Origin of the sequence: Parabacteroides sp. AF14-59, from assembly GCF_003479515.1 — a bacterium.
Lineage (GTDB): Bacteria > Bacteroidota > Bacteroidia > Bacteroidales > Tannerellaceae > Parabacteroides > Parabacteroides faecis.
Genome location: NZ_QUHH01000001.1, coordinates 248,001 through 274,976, shown reverse-complemented (window position 1 = coordinate 274,976; position 26,976 = coordinate 248,001). Strand labels below are relative to the sequence as shown.

Sequence of the window (26,976 nt, the reverse complement as noted above, 5' to 3'; positions counted from 1 at the left end):
ACATATTTTGGAATTGAACAGAGATCTTTTTAATATAACTAATTGTTTATGAAATACTATTATTCTATTTTTATATTGTTCACTCTGTTGATAGCATGTAGCTCAGGTAAAGTAACGAACATTGAGAATAGTGAATTTCTAAGTTATGTTGACCCTTTTATTGGGACAGATGGACACGGACATACATTTCCTGGTGCAGCTGTTCCTTTTGGAATGGTTCAATTAAGTCCTGATACGCATTTAGAAGGATGGGACTGGTGTTCTGGTTATCATTATACAGATAGCTCTATAATCGGTTTTAGCCATACGCATTTATCCGGTACAGGACGTAGTGATTTGATGGATGTTTTACTGATGCCGACTGTTGGAGCGGTTAATGTGGTACCCGGAACACGCGAAAATCCAGATACCGGATACCGTTCCCGTTTCTCTCATCAAGAGGAGTCTGCGTCGCCTGGATATTATAAAGTGAAACTACTGGATTATGATATTATGGTGGAACTCACTGTCTCTCCTCGTTGTGGTTTCCATAAATATACTTATCCGGCAACGGATGATGCGCATATTTTATTGGATCTGTTTCATCATTATTCGACAGATAGTGTAAAAGAGACTTCTTTGCAGATCGTGGATGATCAGACATTGGCAGGGAAGCGTTTGTCGAAAGGTTGGGGTGAACCAGGTGAAAAATACTGGAGTAACCAGCAGTTGTTTTTTGTTGCTCGTTTTTCAAAACCTTTTAAATCTTGTAATCTGGTTATAGACGATCAGGTCGTCTCTGGTGGTTTGAAGCAGGCGGTAGGGAAAAATCTAAAAGCGTTGATTAATTATGATACGGAAAAAGGAGAAGTCATCTTTGTTAAGGTTGGTCTTTCTGCGGTAAGTATCGAGAATGCATTACGGAATCTGGATACGGAAATCCCCGGTTGGGATTTTGATGGTGTTCATAAACGGGCTTGTGATAGCTGGGAAAAAGAATTGTCAAAAATCGCAGTGAAAGCTGATAGGGCAGAGATGAAAAAATTTTATACAGCTTTGTATCATTCCTTATTGGCCCCCTATCTGTTTTCTGATGTCAATAATGATTATTGGGGTTTCGATAAAAAGGTTCATAAAACAGATGGTTCTAATAATTATACAGTAATGTCTTTATGGGATACTTTCCGGTCTGCTAATCCTTTGTTTACTCTTATAGCTCCGAATACGGTTAATGATATCATAAATTCTATGCTTCGTCAGTATGATGAGTACGGTTTATTGCCGGTTTGGCCTTTATGGGCAAGTGAAACCAATTGTATGATTGGCTATCATGCTATTCCTGTTATTGTTGATGCTTATTTTAAGGGTATTCGTGGGTATGACGTGGAAAAAGCATATCAAGCAATGGTCATGTCGGCTATGCAAAATGATTTTGGTGTGAAATATCTGAAAGAGTATGGCTATATCCCTTATGATAAATATAATAAATCAGTAGCAACTGCTTTAGAATATTGTTATGATGACTGGTGCATTGCACAATTAGCTAAAGAACTGGGGAAAACGGATGATTTTGCTTATTTTATGAAAAGAGCGGCATCTTATTCCGTCTATTTTGATAAAGAATATAAATTGATGAATGGTGTTTCTTCTATAGGGAAACCACGCCGTCCTTTTGATCCTTTCTATTCTTCGTATGGCGAATGTGATTGGGTGGAAGGAAACTCTTGGCAATATTCTTTTTTTGTTCCCCATGATGTTCAGGGATTGATAAATTTATTTGGTTCGGATAATGAATTTATTAATGCTTTGGATTCCTTATTTAGTTTGCACTCAAATGTCTCAGGAGAAGATGTCCCTTTAGATATTTCTGGTTTTATAGGACAGTATGTTCATGGTAACGAACCAAGCCATCAGGTTGCTTATTTATATAATTATGCAGGAGTGCCTTGGAAAAGTCAGGAAAAGCTACATGAGATTATGACTACACTTTATACAACCTTGCCTGATGGACTTTGTGGTAATGAGGATTGTGGGCAGATGTCTGCCTGGTATGTTTTTAGTGCTTTAGGTTTTTATCCTGTTAATCCGGCGGAAGGATTATATGTTTTTGGTAAACCAATGATCGATCAGGCCACTTTGAATGTCGGCAACAAGCCTTTTGAAGTGCAAGTAAAGAATTTAACTTCGGAAAATATTTATATTCAATCAGTCTCGTTAAATGGGATGGATTATAATAAGTTGTATCTCCGTCATCAGGATATCATGGCAGGAGGAACGTTGGTGTTTGTAATGGGGCCTCGTCCTTCTTCTACATTTGGTATTTCGATGGGTAGTGTTCCACCTTCCATGACCAAATACAATAATGAAGGAGTACATACATTATCTGTAGGGAACAATACGTTTTCTGTTTCATCCAGCGAAGGTGGACGTATACTTTCTTATACTTATAATGGAAGAGAAATACTGAGTCCTGCTTCAGTGCATCAGTTGAATTATGGTTCGACTCTTTGGCCGTCTCCCCAGCGTGATTGGGGATGGCCTCCATATCCAGTATTAGATACAGAGTCTTATGTCGTTAGGATGGATCAGGATACTTTAGTATTGGATAGTAAACCTGATACTGTCAGTGGTTTTCGTTTTCAGAAAAAATTCAGTATTGATATGAGAGATTCTTCTGTAAGGATTGCATATTCTATTTTTAATATTTCGCGAGAAGAGAAAAAAGTGGCGGCATGGGATGTTTGTCGTACAAAAGGCGGAGTTAGTTTTTTCCCTATTGATAAAAATACGGATTTACCAGCATCTTCTTTGAAAGGGGTATTTGTTAATGATGACATACTTTGGTATCATTTTAACAAAGACTCTGTTCCGGAACCTCAAAAGTTATTTTCTACAGCTAAAGAAGGATGGCTGGCCCATTTGATAGATAACTTGTTATTTATCAAAAAATATCCAGATATATCAATTACGGAACTTTCTCCGGGTCAAGGTGAGATTGAGATTTTTGCTCAGAAGGAAGGGACTTATATAGAATTGGAAAATCATGGACCATATACCGTGTTACAACCTGGGGAACAATTGACGTACAATGAAAAATGGTTTTTAAGACAAGTCGATACTACATTAGCTCCGTTGAGGCTAGTTGAGACCGTTAGAATGATAATGAATTGATGTTCAATATTTTTGAAAAGATTGTTGTTATAAAAGACCACTTTATATAGTGGTCTTTTATAACAACTTTTTATATTATTCTGCCGGAGTGCCGCCCGAAGAAATAATTTTACTACGTTCGATAGATTGTAATGCCAGATAGTTTGCACCGAAGTTTTCCATGTTTTCGATTTCTGTTTCGAACTGGTCGAGATGACCTTCTTCTTCGATAACCAAACCTTCAAATACCTTCTTGGTAGCAGAATCTGCATGTTGGGCACATTCGTTAGCCCATGCATTGTAATCGTCTACACTTCCGGTTTCCATTTCTGCCGCTTTTTCAAGCATTGCTTTTACATCGTGGATTTTTTCTACCGGGCCGGAGCATTTCATTTCTACTTCACCTTTCAGAAACAGGATACGTTCGGCAAGGCGTTCTACGTGCATCATTTCAGTAATGGCAGTACGTTTGAAAAGGCTTGATAACAAGTCATATCCCATATCATCCAGACGGAAGTGGAAATACATGTACTGGTTGACTGCTGTCATTTCATCAGCTACTGCTCTGTTCAGCAGTTCAATACTTTTCTCTCTTTTAATCATAATGCGTTAATTTTAGTCGGAATATCAGATTTTTAATTCGTTTATAGGCCCTAAAGTTAATAGATTTTTTCATCCGTGGTTCAGTTGGATAGATTCTTATTGAAAAATATTTCCAACTTATCAAAAGGTATTACATTCATCCGATCGTATAAATCTACGTGGTTCGCTCCCGGGATAATCATCAGCTCCTTATTATCTCCTTTTAGTTTTTTGAAAGCATCTTCACTGAAATAGCGGGAGTGAGCTTTCTCACCGTGCATTACGAGTACGGCACTACGAATCTCGTCGCTATAAGAGAGCAGCGGCATGTTGATGAACGGCAAGGACGAGGTCTTGTTCCAACCATTATTCGAGTTGAGTGAACGGGGATGGTAACCGCGTTTGGTCTTGTAATAGTCATAGTAGTCTTTCACGAATTGCGGAGCATCGGAAGGCAGCGGATCGACTACACCACCGGCAAGCGCATACGTACCGTTCTTCGCATCCTCCGTCCGCTGGGCGTTGAGTTGTTTCCGGAGTTCATAACGGGCATTGGCATCCATCGAGTCGAAATAGCCGTTGGCATTGACGCGGCTCATGTCGTACATCGTCGAAGTTACCGTTGCCTTGATGCGGGTGTCGATAGCTGCTGCGTTGAGTGCCATGCCACCCCAACCACAAATACCGAGGATACCGATACGTTCGGGATCGACGTCATCGCGTGTCGAGAGGTAATCGACTGCTGCACTGAAATCCTCTGTATTGATGTCGGGCGATGCTACATATCGGGGTTCACCGCTACTCTCGCCCGTATACGAAGGATCGAATGCAATAGTCAGGAATCCGCGCTCGGCAAGTGTCTGGGCATAGAGGCCCGACGACTGTTCCTTTACGGCACCGAACGGACCGGAGACGGCGATGGCAGCCAGTTTGCCGGTGACATTCTTAGGTATATACAAATCTGCTACGAGCGTAATACCGTAGCGGTTACGGAAGGTCACTTTACTGTGATCAACCTTGTCGCTTTGTGGGAACACTTTGTCCCACATCTGCGTTAAATTCTGATTTTCGTTCATTGCTATATCAGTTTTTAAATGAGTACTTGTCGCTTCGGATATGTCTGTCGTTGTAACAACATTTTTAGTGGAGCTTGCAACGAATAAGCTTCCCATGATGCAAAAGCATGCGACCATTATAATACGTAGTTTCCGGAATGAATTTCTTGCCATACTTTTAATGTTTAATTAGGTAATGTCATTCTCTATTAATTTCACATTACAAAATTACCGGATTACAACAAGCGGCTTTGTACCAGAATCAAGGATATATTTACCTAATTTACGGATTCTCAAAAATGTGTCGGTGTGTTTTCGTGAGTCAGGGATATTTTGTGTAGATTTGTCCTACAGAATTTAATTGAAAGAGAATTATGACTAAGATACAAGAATTTCTGGCTGCTCTGCCGGAAGATAAAAAAGCGTTGTTTATCCCAGTGTTCGGTAATGTAGATAAATTTTACACGGTCGTATATCTGGTTGCCCGTAATGAACATGTTACAGATATGGAAAAACCGGATCGATATGAAGATCGTTTGCAGGTGATCCGGCAGATAAGAAGTAAGGTGGAGGATTTGGTTTCTTCCTATGGCCTGGAAGGGAAAGAGATCGTTGCCGATATCGCCAGTGATTATTTTGAAGATTATGTGAATTACAAAGAGCCGGAACTGGATATAACGAATGAAGAATTTATAGGAATCATACAAAAGCTGTAAAAACAGCTACTAAACACTTATGAACATGAGAACACTAAACCTATGTACTGCATTCCTTTTATCTGTAGCCACCTGCCTGCAAGCCCAGGTGACTGTAGTGAAAGAGGGTAAACCTGTATCCCGTATTCTGATAGAAAAGGATAATTCCGTAGATAATCAGGCGGCACTTCTTCTGCAGGATTTTGTGCAACGGATAAGCGGAGCATCTTTGCCTGTACTGACGGATAAATCCCCTCGTAAAGGAGATATCGTGATTGGAGGAAAAGATACCTCCGGCCTGACTGAAGACGGATTTCGCCTGAAAACAGATAATGGAATTGTTTATATCAGCAGTGGCGGCGATAAAGGGAATATCTATGGAGCCGTAACTTTGTTGGAAGATTATCTCGGAGTTGCCTATTATAGTGCAGATGCTTATAGGTTGGAGAAACGTTCTACTGTGGTTATTCCGGAACTGGACCGTGCGGAGAATCCTGCCTTCCGTTACCGCCAAAGCCAGTGCTATGCCTTGCGGGAAGACCCTGTCTATAAATTATGGTTCCGTTTTGAAGAACCATCCGAAGTCTTTGCCGGAGGAATGTGGGTGCATACGTTCGATCGTATTCTTCCTTCGGACGTATACGGAGAATCGCATCCCGAATATTATTCGTTCATCAATGGCGAACGCCGCCCCGGGAAAGCCAGCCAGTGGTGTCTGACCAACCCGGAAGTATTCGAGATGGCTGCGCAGAAGATCGATTCGATCTTTAAGGCCAATCCCGGAAAGAATATGATTTCCGTCAGCCAGAACGATGGTAATTTTACCAATTGCAGTTGTCCGTCATGTAAGGCGCTCGACGAACAGGAGGGAGGTCCGTCTGGTAGTCTGATCCATTTCCTGAATAAACTGGCGGCCCGTTTTCCGGATAAGGAATTTTCGACGTTGGCTTATTTATATACCATGCATCCGCCCAAACATGTCAAGCCGCTGCCGAATGTCAACATCATGCTTTGCGATATTGACTGTGATCGCGAAGTGCCGTTAACAGACAATGCTTCCGGGCAGGATTTTATGAAAGCGATGGAAGGCTGGTCTGCTATCAGTAATAATATATTTGTATGGGATTACGGAATCAATTTTGATAATTACGTTTCCCCTTTCCCGAATTTCCCGATTCTGCAAAAGAATATTCAGTTATTTAAAGATCACCATGCTACCATGCATTTTTCGCAGATCGGAGGATCGAAGGGCGGAGATTTCCCGGAGATGCGCGCTTATATGGTCAGCAAGCTGATGTGGAACCCTTATCAGAATGCCGATTCACTGATGCGGACATTTATGGATGGTTATTATGGGGCAGCATCTCCCTATATCTATCAATATGAGAAACTATTGGAAGGCGGTTTGCTCGCCAGTAAACAACGTCTCTGGATCTATGACTCGCCGGTTACGCATAAGGATGGTATGCTGAATACGAATTGCCGTAAGCGTTATAACGAATTGTTCGACCAGGCAGAGCAAGCGGTTGCTGACGATCCCGTTCTGTTGAAACGGGTACGGTTATCCCGTTTGCCGTTGCAATATGCCGGACTGGAAATAGCACGTGCTGAAGGAAATCACGACCTGGAAGAGGTAAAAGCCAATCTGGCTCTGTTTGAAGAACGTACGCGCGAGTTCAATATTCCGACCCTGAATGAACGGAACAATCCGCCGACTGAATATTGTAAACTATATACTGAGCGTTATCTGCCCGGCAAGGCAAAGAACCTGGCAAAGGGTGCGAAGATTATCTGGTTGCAGGAACCGTCCGGTAAATATAAAACTTTAGGTGAGGCAGCCCTGACCGATGAACTGTTCGGTGGAACCACTTTCGTGGAAAGCTGGATAGGATGGGAGGGGATCGATGGTTCCTTTATCCTCGATTTGGGAAAAGACATGCCTGTCCGTTTGGTTGAAAGTGACTTCCTTCACCAGCTGGGGGCATGGATATTACTTCCCCGAAAAGTAACTTATTCTATCTCTTCAGATAATAAGACCTGGCAGCCGTTCGGCGAAAAGAGCCTGGAGGAAGACCGTTCCGTACAGGTGAAATTTGTAGGAGTTAAGTGCGATGTTCCTTCTCCTGTAACGGCCCGCTATATAAAAGTGGAGATTGAAGGTGTTAAAACCTGTCCGTCCTGGCATTATGGAGTGGGCTACCCGGCCTGGTTCTTCCTGGATGAGGTTACTGTTCAGTAATATTTATTTGTGACAAATAGCAGAATGCAAGTTCTTAATCAAAAGGACTTGCATTTTTAATAATCATGAAATAACTTTTTTTGTATGTGCTGAGTATGAGTATATGCTGAATAACACCTACTTTTGCAGTTCGCCCGTAAATGAATGCGGGAGAAGAGAAAAGAATAGTTGTTTTTTTAGGAATATTACGGTATATCGATGAGTTATTTTATAAAGTTGAGGGATTGGTTCACATCCCAGGAACATTTACTGTTCCTGTTTGCGTTGCTGTTTATTGTTCCTAATTGTGTCTTGTTCTTTACAGAACCGTTGCCTGTCACAGTTGGGATTGCTTCTTTGATATTACCTTATGCTTTTTGGGTCGGTCTCCTTTTACTGGCACGTAAACCGGGAATCGTAGTCTGGTGCCTGTTGCCGAAAGTCATACTGGACGGAGGGCAATTGGTGCTGCTTCACCTTTTCGGCGAATCGGTCATTGCTGTGGATATGTTCCTGAATCTGACCAGCTCGACAGCCTCCGAAGCCAGTGAATTGCTTGGAAATATCTTTCTGGTGATTATAGGTGTCTTTTTCTTTTATACGTTGCCGACTTTATTGCTGGCTACCTGGTCTGTCCGGATGAAAGCGAAATTGACAGGGTCTTTCCGTAAGAAATGGGCCATACGGAGTTTCGGTGTTTTCATTTTGGGGATTATTCTTTGTTTGTTGGCTCCGATCCAGGGGCATCAGGTCTCTCTGAAAGATGATTTTTATCCGGGAAATGCCCTTTATAATCTTTACTTCGCGATCAATAAAGCGGAGAAAAACAGCAACTATCATATCACATCCGCTGATTTCAGATTCAATGCGATGAAGCCGGAACAGGCCAGCGGGAAGCGTGAAATTTATGTGCTGGTAGTCGGAGAGACTTCACGTGCTATGGAATGGAGTTTGTATGGCTATGAGCGGGAAACGACTCCCCGGATGGAAAAACTGGATGGACTGGTTCATTTTACCGATGTGGTGACACAATCCAATAATACGCATAAGAGTGTCCCCATCATTCTGTCGGCAGCCAGTGCGGAAGATTACGGAGTGATATATGATGAAAAGAGTATCGTTACCGCTTTTAGGGAAGCCGGTTTTCATACGGTGGTGATAGCCAATCAAAATCTGAGTACTTCGATGATCGGTTCGTTTTACCGGGAGGCGGATGCTTTCATCGATATGAGTACATTTAAACCGAAATCAGCTTATCTTACTTCGCTGCATGACGGAGAATTGCTCCCTTATCTGCAAAAAGAACTGGATAAGACAGAAGGAAACCTGTTTTTTGTGATTCATACTTACGGATCGCATTTTAATTATCACGAACGTTATCCGAAAGATTTTTCTCTGTTTAAGCCGGATAAAGCGGAAGGAATCCGTGCCTCCTATAAAAAGGAATTGCGCAATGCTTATGATAATTCAATCCTTTATACAGATTACGTACTGAGCGAAATTGCCGGTATGCTGGCAAAAACGAATGCCTGTGCTTCCATGCTTTATCTGAGTGACCATGGTGAAGATATTTTCGATGATGCCCGTGCGCGTTATCTGCATGCATCTCCGATTCCGACTTATTATCAGTTGCATATACCCTATGTGATTTGGTTCTCGGATACATACCGTGAAACTTATCCGGAAAAATATCAGATGACAGAAGCGCATCAGGCTCTGCCGGTCAGCACGAACAGCGTGTTCCATACAGTACTGGATCTTGCCGGAATACATACGGATGTTTCCGATTCTACGTTGGCGGTGTCCAATCCGTCTTTTACGGTCCGTGATCGTATGTACCTTGGAGATCATGATGATCCCGTACCTTTCTGGAAAGTCGGACTGAAGAAAACCGACTTCGAGATGTTGGACAAATGGGGAATTGTTTACGACAAGGATTGATTTTTTGAGATAAACTTCTACCTTTGTTTTATGGCAGAACAAAGTGGACATATTACCCTTAAGGTTATTCTGGGATATTTGTTGTTGATTGCAATAGCGATCTGCTCTGTCGTATATATCTATCGGATTATCGAACAGGTGGCCGGTGAGGAAGAACCGGACGGAAAAGCCCGCCAGAAAGTTTACCTTGTAACAAATACGTTATCACTGCTTTATGAAAGTGAGGCATTGGGGCAGTTGGTCGGTATGCCTCAGAATGATGTAAATCACTTTAACCGGACATTGAATAAGGCTCACAGCAATATGGATTCACTGCGTGTCCTGATCACCGACTCAGTTCAATTATTGAAGATCGATACGATCGATATGCTGTTAAGGCAGAAACGGTTGAATACCCGGCGTTTGCTGGAAACCTGGAAAGAAACGAATACGGAACATCTTTATACGATCAATATCGAAAAGGTGATAGCCGAACAGGATACATTCATCGAGCAAAAGGAGATAAAAGAACATGTGGTAGTCAAGCAGGATACCATCTTTTCCCAAAAGAAGCCGCGCGGTTTTTTCCGCCGTCTGGCAGACGCTTTCTCTCCCAGCCGTGAAGATACGAGTATTATCGTCAATACAACCCGCCAGATCGTGACGGATACCCTGGTGAACGCTTATAATCCTTCGGATACGATTGCCAGTGTGCTGAAAAGCCTGCAGGATAGTGTTGCGGGACAACGTAAACTGTTGGCGGATCAGTTGCTGGAGCGTGCTGCCAATCTGAGGTATAATAATAGTATAGTTACCCGTAAGATCAACCAGATATTACGTGATATCGAAGAAGAAGAGGTGAACGCTTCGTTGGAACGTATGCAGAACAAACAGTTGATTTTGCGTGAAACATCTTTGCTGATTGCCGGTATTGCTGTCGTCTCTGTTATTATTGTGATCATCTTTATCTTTATGATCACCCGTGATGTCTCGAAAAGTAAATATTACAGAATGCAATTGGAGAAGGCGAAGCAGTATGCCGAAGACCTGTTGCATAGCCGGGAAAAGATGATGTTGACGATCAGCCATGATATCAGGGCTCCGCTCTCTTCCATCATCGGATATATAGATCTTTTGCTGAAAAGGCATCCGGACGAACGGCAGCAGTATTATCTGGAAAATATGTCCGGTTCTTCCAGTCATATCTTGTCACTGGTCAATGACCTGCTGGATTTTCACCGGCTTGAATCGGGGAAAATGGAGATACAGCGGGTTCCATTCAGCGTGTCGGCCTTGTTCAATGAGATATTTACCAGTTTCCGGCCGATTGCCGAATCGAAGGATCTTACATTTGTCCTGAATCTGAAAGAAGAAGGGACGGATAAGTTATATATCGGAGATCCGATCCGTATCCGCCAGGTGGTGGGTAATTTGTTGTCGAATGCCCTTAAGTTTACACGTGAGGGACGGGTTGTCATGGTGATATCCATCACTGCTTTAACTGATAACAGTGCTCGGCTGAATGTGCTGGTAAGTGATTCCGGTCCGGGAATCCCTCCCGAAGAGCAGGAACGTATATTCGGAGAATTTACCCGTCTTTCTGCCACTGAAAAAGCGGAAGGGTTTGGATTGGGCTTATCTATCACCCGGAAGATGACGGCATTGATGGGAGGAGAACTTTCATTGAAGAGTGTAGTCGGACAGGGTTGTGACTTTACCATCGAGTTGCCGCTTACTGTGGCCGATGTTCAGGTTCTTCCTGCACCGGAGGAAGAAATTACGGTGGAGCCGTCCGGACCTTCTTTTGCCGGACGTGAAGTTTATTGCCTGCTGGTTGATGATGATCCGCTACAGTTAGCTCTTACAGAAGAATATCTGCGGCAGAATCATGTGGAAGTAACTTGTTGTACCGATCCGTTCTCGGTAGTTTCTTTATTACAGAATACCGCTTTCGATGCTGTCATTACGGACATTCAGATGCCGGGAATGGATGGTTATCAGTTGTTGGAAAGCATACGTAAATCCGGCATTCCGGGTAGTGATTCGATCCCGGTCATTGCGCTTTCCGCCAGTGTGGAGAATGAGCATGACCATTATCTGGAATCCGGTTTTACCGGTTTTCTGAATAAGCCTTTTACTGCCCGCCAGTTAATCTCTTTATTGAATAAACTGTTGTCGACGGAATTGGTGGTAACTTCCGATTTCAACTTTGATTCGCTGACGGCTTTTGCCGGTGAAGACAGGGATGCTTCCGTATCTATCCTGAAGACATTTATTGAAGAAACAGGTAAGAGTAATGCTCTGCTTGAAGACTCTTTACGTGATAACGATCGGGAACTATCTGCAAAAACATCTCATAAAATGGTTCCCTTGTTCACAATGCTGGGTGCAACATCTCTGGTTGAAAAGCTACGAACTATAGAGAAGAATGCTGCCACATTGCCTGAAGAAGAATGGAAATCGTTGCTTTCGGAGGTAATCGCCGAAGTGAAAAAGATTATCGATCAGGCAGCGAGCCTAGTCGGCGGTTGTTAGTTGATAACAGCCTTTTTGTGGAACAGGTTTGTAGAAAAAATCCCCAATTGTGTATTATGTTCCCCAGTATCTTCCTTGTTATATTTTTGTTAGCTAAAACATTTTATCTCTCTTTTCTGTTAAGTTATAAGAGTTTATGAAATAGACGAAGACCTTTTACGGATTCTGGCACGGTATTCGCATTCATATTTACAGAATCGTAAGTGGACGTTTCTACATTTAAGCCGTTTAAAACAAAGAAAGATTATTTCTGAGTATTCTATTTAAGTCTGCGAAACAAAAAAGGCATCTGTTGGGGATGCTTTTTTTGTTTGGTTAGGTTTATTTGTTAAATTCGTGCCCAATATTAAAAAAGACCTATTTTACCATGGAGCACGAAATGCCACTCAAGTCACCACGCATTGAAGTTGTTGATGCGTTAAGAGGATTCGCCGTTATGGCGATTATGTTTTTACATAATATCGAACATTTTAATTTCTACGAATTTCCGGAAGTCACTTCTGATTTTATGAAAAGCCTGGATAAAGGAGTCTGGGACACACTGTTTTTCCTTTTTGGAGGGAAGGCCTATGCGATCTTCTCTTTATTGTTCGGGTTCAGCTTTTTTATTCAGTATAATAACCAGGCCAGAAAAGGCAAGGATTTCCGTTTGCGTTTTCTGTGGCGGCTCTGTTTATTGTTTGTTATAGGTTGCTTCAACGGGGCTTTCTTTCCGGGAGATATACTTGTCCTTTATGCAATAATCGGTGTCGTACTCATTCTTGTTTGCCGCTGGAGTGATCGTGCTGTATTAATTGCTGCCGTTATCCTGATGCTTCAGCCTGTGGAATGGGGTAAATTCTTTTATGCAATGCTGCATCCTGATTATATGGCTTCGGCCGAGCAATGGCTGGTGCATCACAGAAAAATGTATCCATTCCTCAGCCAGCCTGATTTTTGGGAGATGGTCAAATCGAATTTATGGGATGGCCAACTGTTCAGCATTCTATGGGGCTGGAGCTACGGACGCTTTTTCCAGACTGCATCTTTATTCATGTTGGGTATGTTGATCGGACGTAAACAGTTGTTTGTGAATCTTGCGGAACACCGTACTTTTTGGCAACGTGCCTTCTTGATCGGTCTTATTTGTTTCATCCCTCTGTATTATTTGTCTTTGTCGTTGCCGGATTTATTGACGAACAGGAGCATGCTTACTCCGATGAATACGATTGTATCCTCTTTCCGTAACTTTTCATTCATGTGTGTTCTGGTTTCTGTCTTTGTTTTTCTGTGGCAACAGGCAACTTCCCATAAAATTTTATATGGATTAGTTCCTTATGGAAAGATGAGCTTGACTAATTATCTGAGCCAGTCGATTATAGGTTCGTTTATCTATTTCGGTTATGGTCTGGGATTGTATAAATACCTGGGTGTCACTGCCAGTTTCGGAGTAGGAGTGTTGTTGTTCATCCTTCAGTTAGGCTTCTGTCATTGGTGGTTAAAGAATCATAAACAGGGGCCGTTCGAAGGAGCATGGCGTAAAGCGACTTGGATTTGTTCCTGATTTTCCGTTAAAATATATATCTTTGTCAGAGGTTTTAATCTAATAATGTATGCCGTCGATTCTTATAGTAGAAGATGATATAACTTTTTCTTTGATGCTAAAGACCTGGTTGGGTAAAAAGGGCTTCGAAGTAAAAACATTTAGCTCTGTTTCAGATGCAAAGCGTCAGATAGAAAACGGAGGTTACGATCTTATCCTGTCCGATTTGCGTTTACCGGATGGCGACGGGATCGATCTGTTGAAATGGGTAAAAGAGAAACAGACCTCTTTGCCACTGATCATGATGACAAGCTATGCAGAAATACAAACGGCTGTCCAGGCAATCAAGCTGGGTGCTTCTGACTATATAGCCAAACCGTTGAATCCGGAAGAATTATTGGGAAAGATACGTGAATTGATAAAAACGGTACCGGCAGAACATCGTCTGGCTGTAAAATCATCGGAGAGTAATACTTATATTGAAGGTCAAAGTCCTGCTGCCCGACAGTTATTCGACCATGTTCGTCTGGTGGCTCCGACGGATATGTCCGTGTTGATAACGGGGGCGAGTGGTACTGGAAAAGAATATATTGCCCGTCGTATCCACGAACAGAGTAACCGTAGTAAAGCGCCGTTTATCGCTGTAGATTGCGGTGCTATCCCGAAAGATTTGGCTGCATCCGAGTTTTTCGGCCATGTGAAAGGTTCGTTTACCGGGGCGATAGATAATAAAACCGGTGCATTTGTAGCGGCACAAGGCGGTACGATTTTTCTGGATGAAATAGGTAACCTGACCTACGAGGTACAAGTGCAGTTGCTTCGTGCTCTGCAGGAGCGTAAAATAAAACCGATCGGAACGAACGATGAAATAGCTATTAATGTACGGTTAATTTCGGCAACGAATGAGAATCTGCGTACTGCAATAGAGAAAGGTGATTTTCGCGAAGACCTTTATCACCGTATCAACGAATTTACGGTTCGCATTCCGGACCTGAAAGAACGTAAAGAGGACTTATTGCTTTTTGCTAATAATTTCCTTGACCAGGCAAATGCGGAATTACAGAAAGATATTATCGGTTTCGATAACGAGACGATCCGACTTTTCCAGTCTTATTCATGGCCGGGAAACCTGCGTCAGATGAAGAATGTCATCAAATATGCAACACTTCTGGCTACAGGACGTTATATTACGCGTCATGAACTTCCTGAAGAACTAACGGATGCCCCTGCAAAAGACACCCGCATCCTCTTGAAAGACGAAGCTCACGAAAGCGAATTGATCAAACGTGCCCTCCAGGAATCCGGCAACAATAAAACCCGTGCCGCCCAACTATTGGGAATCGATCGGAAAACGTTGTATAATAAGTTGAAACTTTATAATTTGGATTGATAGGATAATATAAGATGAAGCCGGACATGATCCGGCTTATTTTTTACAATCAATTATACATCAAAATATACCCATTCAAATAAGTAGCGAACAGTAGCCATATTAGATAGGGAATGAAGAGTAGTGAGCTAACTTTGTTGACGGGATAACTTTTCAAGGTGTAATTAATCACGAAGATATCGAGCAATATGATATTCAGGAAGCCGATAAGCGGATTCTGAAAATAGAAGAAACCGATGCTCCATGTGAAATTGAAGAAAAGTTGGAAGATAAAAGCTTTAATGAAAAATCTTGTTCGTTCACTCCCAGAATTGATCATTGATCCGATAGATAATCCCATACATAGATAAATAATACTCCAGGCAATAGGAAAGGTGATGTTTGGAGGAGTTAATACCGGTTTTATAAGAGTCGGATACCAGTTCTTTATTGCGTCAGCTTGAAAATAACTGGCGGAAAGTCCTACCAGGAAACAAATCAGGATAGGGATAATAATATTCAATGCTTTTCTCATGATCTTTCGTTTTTCTAATTGAATAACAAAAGGTAGGATGATCTTGTTGTCCCGAATGACAAACTTTTTGTGTTGTATCTAGTCGGGATGATAATACATTTTATTATCTGCTACTTTTGAAAATTAAAGGGTGAAGCTCGCTATTTAAAGTTAAAATATTTGCAAATAATGAACCTGGAACAGTATTTTGTTTAATTTTGTATTTCAAAAGATTTTTGTTGTCCTAGTCTCTTTGGAATATGAGTATAGAAGTATTATCCGGAATTGCCCCGAGGCTATACGAACTGGTCGCTCCACTGGTGATGAACTGTAGCGTGCTGCGGCAAAATAATAATTACCCATTCAAAACTTCTAAACACTATTTATGGTTCGTCGCCATTGAAGGAGACATGGTTACAGGCTTTATACCTGTTGAGATCAAAAGTACCTGTGTAGTTATCAATAACTATTATGTGAGAGGGGAGGACAATAAAACGATGTCATCCCTGATCGATGCTGTTCTGGAGCATTTCAAAAACACTTCAATCATACGGGCTGTCGTTCATACCCGGCATGAAGATATTTTTGCTTCAAATCATTTTTTTGTAACTCAAAAGTGGAAACTATATATTAAAATGGAATATAGATGCGATGATGAGAGAAAAGATAAATGTTTACGAAGCAGTACAAGCGCGGTTGGATAAGATATTTTCCGACTTCGATAATATATATGTGTCCTTTTCCGGTGGTAAAGACAGCGGTGTGCTGTTGAATTTGTGTATCGACTATATACGTGAACACCGGTTGAAGCGAAAACTGGGGGTATTTCATATGGATTATGAGGTGCAGTATCAGGAAACGACATCTTATGTAGACCGGACACTGGCTTCTAATGCGGATATTCTGGAAATATATAGAGTTTGTGTTCCCTTCAAAGTACCGACCTGTACCTCGATGTTCCAGAACTATTGGCGTCCCTGGGATAAGCTACAGCAAAATATCTGGGTAAACGAAATGCCTGAAAACTCTTTGAAAGCTGAAGATTTTCCATTCTATAATGAAGACATGTGGGATTATCAGTTTCAGTTGTTGTTTGCAGGATGGCTGCATGAGAAAAAGCAGGCCGGAAGAACTTGCTGTTTAATCGGGATACGTACTCAGGAGAGCTTCAACAGATGGAGGGCTATCCATATAAAAAGTAAGGTACAGACCTATCGGCGTTTGAAATGGGTTCATCAGGTAATGCCTCGTGTCTATAACGCTTATCCTATCTTTGATTGGAAAACGAAAGATATATGGATTGCCAACGGTAAGTTTCAATGGGATTATAATCATTTGTACGACTTGTATTATCAGGCCGGAGTGCCTCTTGAAAAACAGCGGGTAGCAAGTCCTTTTATTTCCCAGGCGCTGGCTAGCCTGAAACTATACCGGGCGATAGATCCCGATATGTGGGGAAAGATGATCGGACGGGTCAACGGTGTCGGTTTTGCCGGATTATATGGCGGCACTTCCGCTTTGGGATGGCAATCGGTCAAGTTGCCTAAAGGAATGACCTGGAAGTCTTATATGGAATTCCTGTTAAAAACATTGCCTGAGAAGACGCGTAACGGTTATTTACAGAAGTTGTCTGTCAGCATAAAATTCTGGCGGGATAAAGGAGGATGCCTTGCAGAGGAAACGATCGAGAAACTGCAACAGATCGGGATCCCTATCCGGGTGGAAGATAGCACGAATTATAAGACAAAAAAGAAACCGGTCCGTATGGAATATCTGGATGATATCGATATTCCGGAATTTAAGGAACTGCCGACCTATAAACGGGTTTGTATCTGTATTCTGAAAAACGATTACTATTGTAAATATATGGGATTCTCATTGAATATTCATGAGAGAAAGCAAAAGGAAAATATTTTACAACTTTATAACTCTGAATTATATGGAGGAATATACTAGCCCTGTCTACAAAGTAAGACCTGTTCCGGTTGAAAAAGTAATGGCTAACAGCTATAATCCCAATGTGGTTGCTCCCCCGGAAATGCAATTACTGGAAGTCTCCATCTGGGAAGATGGCTTCACCTCACCTTGCGTATGCTATTATGTACCGGAGAAAGATATGTATGAATTGGTTGACGGTTATCACCGTTATATGGTCATGAAAACGTCGAAACGTATATATGAACGTGAACACGGAATGCTTCCCGTTACTGTCATAGAAAAAGATCTGTCCAATAGAATGGCATCGACGATTCGCCATAACAGGGCACGCGGCACCCATAATATCGAGTTGATGAGTCATATAGTCTCCGAACTTTCCAAATGTGGTATGTCCGATACCTGGATACAGCGTAATATAGGAATGGATAAAGATGAAATATTGCGTTTGAAGCAGATATCGGGATTGGCCGAATTATTCTCTAATAAGGAGTTCAGTTTGTCGGAAGAATAATGTTTTCATCTTTGTATGGGATAGATGCATACCCGAGAGGGGTGATGTCTGATTTATAATTAATGATTATATTTGCAGATATCATTCACTGTAATTTGTAAAAGCCTTTTCCCATGACAAGAATACTGGTAGTAGAAGATGAACAGCGTGTAGCGGAGCTCCTGAAGGTAGGTCTGGAAGATTCCGGTTATCAGGTGTCGGTGGCTTTTGATGGGGAGATGGGGTTGCGTCTTTTTAGGGCTTCGGGGTTCGATCTGGTGATCTCTGATATTATCCTGCCGAAGATGAACGGCTTTGAGCTGACGAAAGAGGTGCGGCAACTGAATCCGGATATCCCCGTTCTGATGCTTACTGCTTTGGGTACAACCGACGACAAGTTGGACGGCTTCGATGCCGGGGCGGACGATTATATGGTCAAACCTTTCGATTTCCGCGAACTGGATGCCCGTATCAGGGTGCTGCTGAAAAGAAAAGTTGTCGCTTCGCAAACTACACAGCCCCAGGAGTTAAACTATGCCGATCTTCGTATCGATCTGTCCGGCAAGTCTGTCTTTCGCGATGGACGTGAGATAAAACTGACACCTAAAGAGTTTAATTTGCTGGCTTATATGATGGAGAATCCGGAGCGTGTCCTGTCGCGTGCAGAGATAGCTGATAAGGTTTGGAATACTCATTTCGATACGGGGACTAATTTTATCGATGTCTATATCAATTATCTCCGAAAGAAGGTCGACCGTGATTTTCCTGTTAAACTGATCCATACTAAGCCAGGCATGGGTTTTATACTGCGTACCGATGAAAATCAGGACTAAACTGACGATCCGTTATACGGCAGTCACAGCTACTGTCTTCCTGTTTCTGATGGGAATGATCTGGTTCTTGTCGGAAAGTAACCGGAAAAGTGTTTTCTATCGTGACCTGAAAAAGGAGGGGATTACGAAAGCAAATCTATTCCTGCAACATAAGGTCGATGCCGCTACTATGCAATCTATTTACATGAATAACCGGGAGTTTATCGATGAGGTGGAGGTGGCTGTCTACGAACCGGATTTCAATCTACTCTATCATGATGCCAAAGAGATAGACCGGGTGAAAGAAACTCCGGAAATGATCCGACGTATTGTCGAAAAGAAATCCATCGAATTCTTTGAAGGAGATTATCAGGTGGTCGGACTTTTGTATCCGTTTGAGGGGAAAGACTATGTTATCACGGCTGCTGCATTTGACGGTTATGGCTATGCGAAGCTCGATGCTTTACGGAATATCCTGCTGATATTATGGGGTGTCGGGTTGGCGGTACTGGCTGTTGTGGGGTATTTTCTGTCGCGAAGTGCTTTGTCGCCTGTCTCGAATATTGTCAGGAAGGTGGAGAAGATAACGGCATCCAATCTGGACGAAAGAGTTCCGGTAGCGGACGAAAAAGACGAGTTGGGAGAGTTGGCTGTGACCTTCAACCATACGCTCGACCGATTGGAGCAGTCGTTCGATGCGCAGAAAATGTTTGTCAGTAATGTTTCTCACGAACTTCGTACACCTATGGCTGCCTTGATCGGTGGTCTGGAGGTTACGCTTCTCAAGGAGCGTTCCGGTGAAGCCTATCGGAAAGCGGTGGAAGAGGCTTTGACGGATGCGGATAAGGTTGTGAAATTGTCTGAGGGCTTGCTTAATCTGGCTCGTGCCAGTTATCAGCCGGAGCAGATCAGTATGGAAGAGGTACGCTTGGACGAGTTGTTGCTCGATGCCCGCGAACTGGTTTTAAAAGCCAATAAGGAGTATAAGGTCAATCTGCTTTTTGAAGAAGAGACTGACGACGATGCCATGATCACCGTTTCCGGGAATGCTTATCTATTGAAAACTGCCTTTGTCAACCTGATGGAGAACAATTGTAAATTCTCTGATGACAAAACTTCCTCGGTGCAGATATCTTTCTATGAAGAAAAATCCATCCTCCGCTTTTCCGATTCAGGTATCGGAATCCCCGCAGAGGATATGGAACATCTCTTTACCGCCTTTCACCGTGGCAGTAACCGTAACTATGCTGTCGGCAATGGAATAGGGATGGCGTTGGTTCAAAAGATCGTTTTCCTCCACAAAGGAAATATCTATGTTCATTCTTATCCGGGTGAAGGGACTGTGTTTGTGGTGGAGTTTCCGCATATATAATTAGCATAATATAAAATATTATGTACCTTTGCCGCATGTTAAACAACCTATTTAAATCGGATTTGGTGTAGTAAACAATCTGTATTCCTTGTACAGGTTGTCCTTTCGTTTATTCTCGGGTAATTCTGCTCGGGTGTAATTTCTATTGTATTAATTCAATTTTAATCAGTGTACAATGATGACGGCATTGTTATGCTTTCACGGGTATGCTATATACATAAAGAAAATGAGTAACGAAAATAAAACAATTCACGAATTCGATTTTAATTTAATCTGCGAATATTTTTTAAACACGGAACGTCAGGGACCTGGAAGTCCCGAAGTGACCCTTAAAGCATTGAGTTTTATAGATAACCTGACCGACCGGTCTCTTATTGCCGATTTGGGTTGCGGTACAGGCGGACAGACAATGACCTTGGCGCAGCATGCACCGGGACATATTACAGGTCTCGACTTTTTTCCGGGATTCATCGACCGGTTCAACGACAATGCCAGGAAACTGAATCTTCAGGATAGAGTGGAAGGAATCGTCGGTTCAATGGATAACCTTCCTTTTGGAGAAGGTGAATTAGACCTGATCTGGTCGGAAGGAGCCATTTATAATATTGGCTTTGAACGCGGACTGAACGAATGGCGTAAATATCTGAAAACAGGAGGATATATCGCTGTTTCCGAAAGCACATGGTTTACCGAAGAACGTCCCGCAGAGATCCATGATTTTTGGATGGAGGCTTATCCGGAAATAGATACCATTCCCAATCAGGTAGCCCTGATACAAAAGGCCGGATATCTTCCTGTCGCTTCTTTTATTTTGCCTGAAACTTGCTGGAGAGAACATTATTTTGCGCCTTTGGTTAAAGCACGGGAAAAGTTTCTAGCCAAATATCCGGGAAATAAAACTGCCGAAGAACTTATCGCGATGTCACATCACGAAGAGGAATTATACCGTAAGTACAAAGGATTCTACGGCTATGTGTTTTATATCGCTAAAAAGATAACGCTATGATCTGTTTGGATATGTATGGTTGGAATGACAGGTTGAACCAACTGAAACAAAAATCGGCATATAATACGTTATCTCACGGACGGATAGCTGTCGTGCATCGCACCTGTTATGAAGTTATTTCTGAAGACGGATTGTTCCAATGCGAGTTGACGGGAAATATGATGTATGGAAGATCTGGCTTTGAACTGCCTTGTACGGGCGATTGGATTCTGTTTCAACCTTTCGACGATAGTAAAGGGATTATCGTTGATATGCTGCCCCGTGAACGGACATTGTATCGTAAGAAAAGTGGAACAGTAACCGAGAAACAGGCGATTGCATCGTATGTGGATAAGGCGTTTATTGTGCAGAGCCTCGATGATAATTTCAATATCCGCAGGGTCGAACGTTTCATGGTTCAGATACTGGAAGAAGGTATCGATCCCGTGTTGATACTCAATAAATCCGATCTGCCTTTTGATAAACAGGTGGTAGAAGAGGCGATCAAACATCTTGCCAGCAGGATGCCGGTGTTTTTCACCAGTATCCTTCATCCTGAGACAGTTTCCCGGTTACGGGAATCCATCTCGGAAGGCGAAACGGTGGTGTTTGTTGGTTCGTCGGGTGTGGGAAAGAGTTCTCTTGTTAATGCACTTTGTGAAAGATCAATGCTGTTGACATCGGATATAAGCCAGTCCACAGGAAAAGGACGGCACACTTCCACCCGCCGGGAGATGGTCTTGATGGACGGTTCAGGTGTTTTAATAGACACTCCGGGGATCCGTGAATTTGGATTGGCTGTAGATAATCCCGATTCACTTGCTGAAATGTTGGAAATTTCCAGCTATGCAGAATCGTGTCGCTTCAAGGATTGTACACATACCAATGAACCTGATTGTGCTGTGCAGGAAGCAGTCGACAAGGGCCTGTTAGATACAAAAGTGTATGAAAGCTATCTGAAACTAAAGCGGGAAGCCTGGCATTTCTCCGCCTCCGAACATGAGAAACGTAAAAGGGATAAATCTTTTACAAAGCTCGTGGAAGAAGTGAAGAAGCGCAAAGCAAATTCCTGATTTTATTTTTATATGGTGCAGGTTTCTTCGGATTCCTGCACTGTATTGTATTATTTTTTAGACATACAAACTTTAGGGTAGAATGGTTTTTGTTTTGTCGGTAAAACGATAAACATCTATTTTTGTTTTGTGTATAAAATAAAAATGGACTATATTTGTATTGTTTGGAGAATAAATATAGAAAGATATGGATAAAAATATTCTGAAAACGGTTATCGCTGACAATCAAGTGGAAGTCCCCAAATATAAGGTGATTCCACGAAGTTTCACTTTTGAGGAGTTTGGAAATTATGTTTTTGTGGGTATTCGGCGAGCGGGAAAGTCTTACCTGTTATATCAACGGATGCAGCAACTACTAGCACAAGGTGTACAGTGGGATGAAATGCTTTATATCAATTTTGAAGATGAACGTCTTACCGGAATGAAAGCAGAAGATTTAAATCTGTTATTGGAAGTTCATTTAGAAATGTATGGAAAGAAACCTCTTTTGTTTTTAGATGAGGTACAAAACGTTTCCGGATGGGAAAAATTTGCTCGTCGTATGGCTGATACGAAACATCGAGTTTACATTACGGGAAGTAATGCTAAAATGTTAAGTCAGGACATTCAGACAACTTTAGGTGGACGTTATATTCCTATTGATGTTTATCCGTATTCTTTCAAAGAGTTTTTGACGGCAAACGATGTTTCTGTTACTTCCAATCACCTGTTATCAACGGAAGGCAAAGCCGAAGTATTGCGAAAATTCAATGACTATTTCTATTTTGGCGGATTCCCGGAAGGAGCTGATTTATTGGTTAAACGGGATTATCTGACCAGTGTTTATCAAAAAATCTATCTGGGAGATATAGCAGCCCGTCATACGGTAGATAACACATTCGCTTTACGTATCATGTTCAAGAAACTGGCCGAAAGCGTCAAGCAACCTTTGTCATTTACCCGGATTGCAAATATTGTATCATCTACCGGAGCAAAGGTTGGAACGCAGACAGTTATAAACTACATGGAATACGCTAGAGATGCATGGCTTATTAATCCTATACAGAATATTGCAGGGAAATTGGTCGATAAAGAAACTTCACCTAAGTATTATTTCACGGATAACGGTATTCTGAATCTTTTTTTATTGGACGGGAATACTTCTTTATTGGAGAATATGGTAGCCGTGAATTTATTGCGTAAATACGGGCGAAATGATGCTGTTTATTTTTATAATCAAAGTATTGAGGTAGACTTCTACATTCCTGATGATTACACAGCTATTCAGGTTTGTTACAATCTTGACAATAGCGATGGAACATTTGACCGGGAAGTAAAAGCCTTGCTGAAAATTACCGAAGTCTTAGAATGTAAGAAACTATTGATTATTACCCGCGATACGGAACGGACGATAGAGATGGGCGGAAAAACAATTGAAGTCCTTCCTGTATGGAAATGGCTTTTAAGTTTGTAAGGAGCTTTCATATTTTGAAGCCAGCTAGGACTGAATGGCTTTTGTTTGAGTGCAAAGGAATGGATGTTATCAAATAAAATACTATAACGAATAAATTCATGATTAATAAGAAAGAACTTGTATTAAAACCTCTGATGGATGAAGATATACCATATTTTGATAAATGGTTGGATAAGGAGTATATATCGAAATGGTTTGGTGATAAAGAGGATTGGCTGGATGAGATAAGGGAAAGAGATGGGAAATATGACTTCTTAAAGCACTTTATTGTTTGCCATGAGGATCGGAGGATTGGGTATTGTCTTTATGCTGATTGCTTTTTCTTGAAAGATTTGGAAGAAGACGGGCATGATTTTAACGCGCTGTATGGAGATGTAGTAGAGGAAAATCATACATTTGAAATTGGTTATCTGATCGGTGAGGAGGAATATTTGAATAAAGGTCTTGGCAAAAGGATTATTCAGATGTTGGAGGAAAAACTTGTTGAAATCGGAGGCAAAGAAATTGCGGCAGATCCGGTGGAGGAAAATATTATTTCTATAAAGGTATTACTGAGAAATGGCTTTCAGAAGAAAAGCGATGGAGACTATAGAAAAGTAATAATAGATCGTTAAATCATTCAATTATGAATATTACAATACTGAAATCCTCTTGCTATTCTCTCCGGATTTGTTACATTTGCAGAGTACATATATTATTAATAAAGAAAGGAGAATCCTATGAGACGTCCTGAAATAGTAAATCGCATCCGTGAAGTTCTTCGTCGTGTTGCCCCAGATGCTCAAGCTATACTTTATGGAAGTGAAGCGCGAGGGGATGCTCGTCCTGATAGTGATATAGATGTACTGATACTGGTAAATAAGGATAATATTTCACTGAAAGAAGAACAGGAAATAGCTTATCCTCTTTATGATATCGAGTTTGAAACAGGTGTCATAATTAGTCCGCGAGTTTTCCCTAAGAAGTTTTGGAATAATCTGATTACTCCTTTTTATGAGAATGTAATGAAGGAAGGAGTAGTATTATGACAGACGATGAGAGAACAGCTTTGATCGCTTTACGTTTGCAAAATGCGAAAGATACTTTACAGGAAATTACTGTACATATAGAACATGGTTTTTGGAATACGGCGACTAATCGAATGTATTATGCTTGTTATTATGCTGTAGCTGCATTATTGCTTAAAAAAGGCATTAGTGTCAAGACCCACTCTGGGGTGAGACAGGCATTTGGAAAAGAATTTGTTGTATCGGGACAAGTATCAAAAGAGCAAGCTCGCTTTTTCTCTATTCTATATGATAATCGTCAGACAGGTGACTACGATGATTATATTATGATGACGCGGGATAAAGTGGAAGAACTTTACCCACAAGCTATTGTTTTTATTGATTCGTTGGAAAAACTGATTTTAGAATAATTGTATTGTTATAGTAAATTGTCAATTTGGTAATTATCCTCTTATTTCCCGGCTCTCGATGAAGAGGGGAGATAAGAGGATAATTTTTTTCTGCTTCACCGGGATTTGAGGTTTGACATAAAGATATTCCATAGAAGATAGAAGTATATTTTAGTTAGATGATAATGCCGATCATTGTAATGTTTTCAGAGCAAGTGGTAGGGAAAAGGCGAGACCAGCTACAATTTGTTTATTGAAAACGATCTGCCGAAAAGATGCTTCTAGCTTTTGGGGAGCTGTATATACTCCATTTTAGGGAGTAATAATTGAAGAAAATCTATTCCTTTTTCATGTGTTAAATTTTTCATCACAATGATTACCCCCCTTCATTGTGATGAGTGTGCGGAGTCATTGTGATGACTTCGTGGGGAGATTGTGATGATGGGGGAGAATCATTGCAATGATTTCCGGGAGGAACGGGGATGAAGGGAGGGAAACGGGGCGGTGAGGTCGGTTTGTTCCTCTGGAACAAGGATTTGGGAGGGGAGTGCTGTTAGCTGGGGAGGTGAAAAACGAACAATTTGAAAGGGGGGAATGTTTATCTTTATCTTTTTGATCGATCTGAAAATGAATGGAGGAAGAGTTATGAAGAGAAAAGATTTTTGCGGGCTGATGGCGACGCAGGAACAGGATAAACGTAGGCGGGGAGATGAGAGTACCGCCGATCTGTATAGAGCTGTACGGAACCATTTCGAATGCTTTATCACAGATGTAGGGCCGGCACATAAGGATGTGACGGCGGAACTTGTGCAGGACTTCCAGTTGTGGCTGCAGAGGAAAGGGCTGCGTGTCAATACGGTGAACAGTTACCTCAGTTGCCTTCGGGCGATGTATAACCGTGCTTTGCCGTTCGGTAGGGGACGGCAGGAGAGATCGCCTTTTGCCGGACTGCGGTTGAAACGGGAGGAGACACGTAAACGGGCTGTGCCGGTGGAAGTGATAAAGAAGATCGCTTCACTCGATCTGAAAAAGGAACCGACCAAGCAACTGGCAGCCGACCTGGCACTGTTCACTTTCCTTGCCTGCGGTATCCCTTTTGTGGATATCGTGCATCTGACGGGCGAGAACCTGGTGGAGAACGGTACGGTGCTTGAATACCGCCGTCAGAAGACGGGGGTACTGATCCGGATGGAAGTGTCGGCGGAGATGCGGATGCTCATCGACCGCTACTGCAGTGCAGAGCGGCACTATCTTTTTCCGGTATTATCGGAAGATATGACCCACGAACAGTATAAAGCCTGTCTGGCAACGGAAAACCGATACCTGAAAGATATCAGTGTGATGCTGAATTTGCCGGAAACATTGACGACCTATTCGTTCCGTCATGCCTGGGCTTCGGAGGCGTATCACCTGCATGTACCTATCGGCGTGATCAGTCAGGCATTGGGACATACGTCGGAAAGGACAACCCGTATCTATTTAAAGGAGTTTGACGTATCGGAAGTTGCCAAAGCAAACCGTCAGGTTTCTGAGACGATCGGCTGCTATTTGCGGGTGGGGTAAACCTTATTTATATAATAAGGGAGAACATCCTCTTTCTGTCTTACAATCAGTGTTTTATAAATAAGAAAAATACTGAATTGTAATGAAGTACGTGACAAACGTAAGAAGAAAAAAATGAAAAAACAAGGAGTGTAGGGTGTTTTCTTAAAAAAAGCGTATTTATTTTACTAAATTTCACAAGTTAACCTATTTTTTAGCCATAGTATATGATTTTCATTACAAGATGGCATAAGACGGGCTGGGACTGCTATCGTTTTTAAATCTGTTAAGAGAAACTGTTATTCCGGCAGTACCGTTTCTTCCTCCAAAAAGACTCAAAAAGACATCAATCCTTCATTTTTCACCCTGAAAATTT

The 26,976-nt window shown here is 41.8% G+C and carries 22 protein-coding genes; 19 read left to right on the top strand and 3 right to left on the bottom strand.

What is annotated here, in order from left to right; all coding sequences use genetic code 11:
* The first annotated feature begins 48 nt into the window (after positions 1-48).
* Entirely contained in the window at positions 49-3,150 is a 3,102-nt protein-coding gene (locus tag DWW23_RS01245) for a GH92 family glycosyl hydrolase (protein WP_122351472.1), read from the top strand.
* 75 nt (positions 3,151-3,225) lie between these two features.
* On the opposite strand, the gene DWW23_RS01240 is transcribed toward DWW23_RS01245, so the two are convergent.
* Both DWW23_RS01240 and DWW23_RS01235 read right to left on the bottom strand, forming a co-directional pair.
* Positions 3,226-3,732 carry a bacterioferritin gene (locus DWW23_RS01240; protein WP_122351471.1) on the bottom strand — a complete coding sequence of 169 codons (507 nt, stop codon included), beginning with the start codon at positions 3,730-3,732 and terminating at the stop codon, positions 3,226-3,228.
* 80 nt (positions 3,733-3,812) lie between these two features.
* Positions 3,813-4,940: an alpha/beta hydrolase gene (locus tag DWW23_RS01235; RefSeq protein ID WP_233564235.1), complete on the bottom strand. Its 1,128-nt coding sequence runs from the start codon at positions 4,938-4,940 to the stop codon at positions 3,813-3,815.
* 200 nt (positions 4,941-5,140) lie between these two features.
* Between DWW23_RS01235 and DWW23_RS01230 the strand changes: the two genes are divergently transcribed.
* The 6 genes from DWW23_RS01230 (at position 5,141) to DWW23_RS01205 (ending at position 15,046) form a co-directional block, all read left to right on the top strand.
* Complete coding sequence (locus DWW23_RS01230) at positions 5,141-5,482, top strand: hypothetical protein (protein ID WP_122351469.1); 342 nt, start codon at positions 5,141-5,143, stop codon at positions 5,480-5,482.
* A 25-nt stretch (positions 5,483-5,507) separates the two neighbouring features.
* Positions 5,508-7,700: a DUF4838 domain-containing protein gene (locus tag DWW23_RS01225; protein ID WP_122351663.1), complete on the top strand. Its 2,193-nt coding sequence runs from the start codon at positions 5,508-5,510 to the stop codon at positions 7,698-7,700.
* A gap of 198 nt (positions 7,701-7,898) precedes the next feature.
* Complete coding sequence (locus DWW23_RS01220) at positions 7,899-9,620, top strand: phosphoethanolamine transferase (protein WP_122351468.1); 1,722 nt, start codon at positions 7,899-7,901, stop codon at positions 9,618-9,620.
* 30 nt (positions 9,621-9,650) lie between these two features.
* Positions 9,651-12,134, top strand: a complete 2,484-nt coding sequence (locus DWW23_RS01215) for an ATP-binding protein (RefSeq protein ID WP_122351467.1) — start codon at positions 9,651-9,653, stop codon at positions 12,132-12,134.
* 367 nt (positions 12,135-12,501) lie between these two features.
* Positions 12,502-13,677 carry a DUF418 domain-containing protein gene (locus DWW23_RS01210; RefSeq protein WP_122351466.1) on the top strand — a complete coding sequence of 392 codons (1,176 nt, stop codon included), beginning with the start codon at positions 12,502-12,504 and terminating at the stop codon, positions 13,675-13,677.
* 49 nt (positions 13,678-13,726) lie between these two features.
* On the top strand, positions 13,727-15,046 hold the full coding sequence (locus DWW23_RS01205; protein WP_122351465.1) for a sigma-54 dependent transcriptional regulator: 1,320 nt from the start codon (positions 13,727-13,729) through the stop codon (positions 15,044-15,046).
* A gap of 49 nt (positions 15,047-15,095) precedes the next feature.
* On the opposite strand, the gene DWW23_RS01200 is transcribed toward DWW23_RS01205, so the two are convergent.
* Positions 15,096-15,560: a TspO/MBR family protein gene (locus DWW23_RS01200; protein ID WP_122351464.1), complete on the bottom strand. Its 465-nt coding sequence runs from the start codon at positions 15,558-15,560 to the stop codon at positions 15,096-15,098.
* 239 nt (positions 15,561-15,799) lie between these two features.
* Here DWW23_RS01200 and DWW23_RS01195 point away from each other — a divergent pair, with 239 nt between their 5' ends.
* The 12 genes from DWW23_RS01195 (at position 15,800) to DWW23_RS01140 (ending at position 26,621) form a co-directional block, all read left to right on the top strand.
* Complete coding sequence (locus DWW23_RS01195) at positions 15,800-16,243, top strand: hypothetical protein (RefSeq protein ID WP_122351463.1); 444 nt, start codon at positions 15,800-15,802, stop codon at positions 16,241-16,243.
* Positions 16,191-17,495: a DUF3440 domain-containing protein gene (locus DWW23_RS01190; protein ID WP_122351462.1), complete on the top strand. Its 1,305-nt coding sequence runs from the start codon at positions 16,191-16,193 to the stop codon at positions 17,493-17,495. The genes DWW23_RS01195 and DWW23_RS01190 overlap by 53 nt, the downstream gene beginning before the upstream one ends.
* A complete protein-coding gene (locus DWW23_RS01185; RefSeq protein WP_122351461.1) occupies positions 17,479-17,988 on the top strand; it encodes a ParB/RepB/Spo0J family partition protein in 510 nt (169 codons plus the stop codon). Before DWW23_RS01190 ends, DWW23_RS01185 begins: the two co-directional genes overlap by 17 nt.
* Positions 17,989-18,101: 113 nt before the next feature.
* Positions 18,102-18,800, top strand: a complete 699-nt coding sequence (locus DWW23_RS01180; protein ID WP_122351460.1) for a response regulator transcription factor — start codon at positions 18,102-18,104, stop codon at positions 18,798-18,800.
* Complete coding sequence (locus DWW23_RS01175; protein ID WP_122351459.1) at positions 18,784-20,151, top strand: ATP-binding protein; 1,368 nt, start codon at positions 18,784-18,786, stop codon at positions 20,149-20,151. Before DWW23_RS01180 ends, DWW23_RS01175 begins: the two co-directional genes overlap by 17 nt.
* Positions 20,152-20,377: 226 nt before the next feature.
* Positions 20,378-21,157 carry a class I SAM-dependent methyltransferase gene (locus DWW23_RS01170; RefSeq protein ID WP_122351458.1) on the top strand — a complete coding sequence of 260 codons (780 nt, stop codon included), beginning with the start codon at positions 20,378-20,380 and terminating at the stop codon, positions 21,155-21,157.
* The gene (gene rsgA, locus DWW23_RS01165; RefSeq protein WP_122351457.1) at positions 21,154-22,209 is read left to right on the top strand and encodes a ribosome small subunit-dependent GTPase A; all 1,056 of its coding nucleotides are present in this window, start codon (positions 21,154-21,156) and stop codon (positions 22,207-22,209) included. Before DWW23_RS01170 ends, rsgA begins: the two co-directional genes overlap by 4 nt.
* 187 nt (positions 22,210-22,396) lie before the next feature.
* Positions 22,397-23,662, top strand: a complete 1,266-nt coding sequence (locus tag DWW23_RS01160) for an ATP-binding protein (protein WP_122351456.1) — start codon at positions 22,397-22,399, stop codon at positions 23,660-23,662.
* 98 nt (positions 23,663-23,760) lie between these two features.
* Positions 23,761-24,276 carry a GNAT family N-acetyltransferase gene (locus DWW23_RS01155; protein ID WP_122351455.1) on the top strand — a complete coding sequence of 172 codons (516 nt, stop codon included), beginning with the start codon at positions 23,761-23,763 and terminating at the stop codon, positions 24,274-24,276.
* 105 nt (positions 24,277-24,381) lie between these two features.
* A complete protein-coding gene (locus DWW23_RS01150) occupies positions 24,382-24,690 on the top strand; it encodes a nucleotidyltransferase domain-containing protein (RefSeq protein ID WP_122351454.1) in 309 nt (102 codons plus the stop codon).
* The gene (locus DWW23_RS01145) at positions 24,687-25,079 is read left to right on the top strand and encodes a HEPN domain-containing protein (RefSeq protein ID WP_075557771.1); all 393 of its coding nucleotides are present in this window, start codon (positions 24,687-24,689) and stop codon (positions 25,077-25,079) included. The genes DWW23_RS01150 and DWW23_RS01145 overlap by 4 nt, the downstream gene beginning before the upstream one ends.
* A 624-nt stretch (positions 25,080-25,703) precedes the next feature.
* Positions 25,704-26,621 carry a site-specific integrase gene (locus DWW23_RS01140; RefSeq protein ID WP_122351662.1) on the top strand — a complete coding sequence of 306 codons (918 nt, stop codon included), beginning with the start codon at positions 25,704-25,706 and terminating at the stop codon, positions 26,619-26,621.
* Positions 26,622-26,976 lie beyond the last annotated feature (355 nt).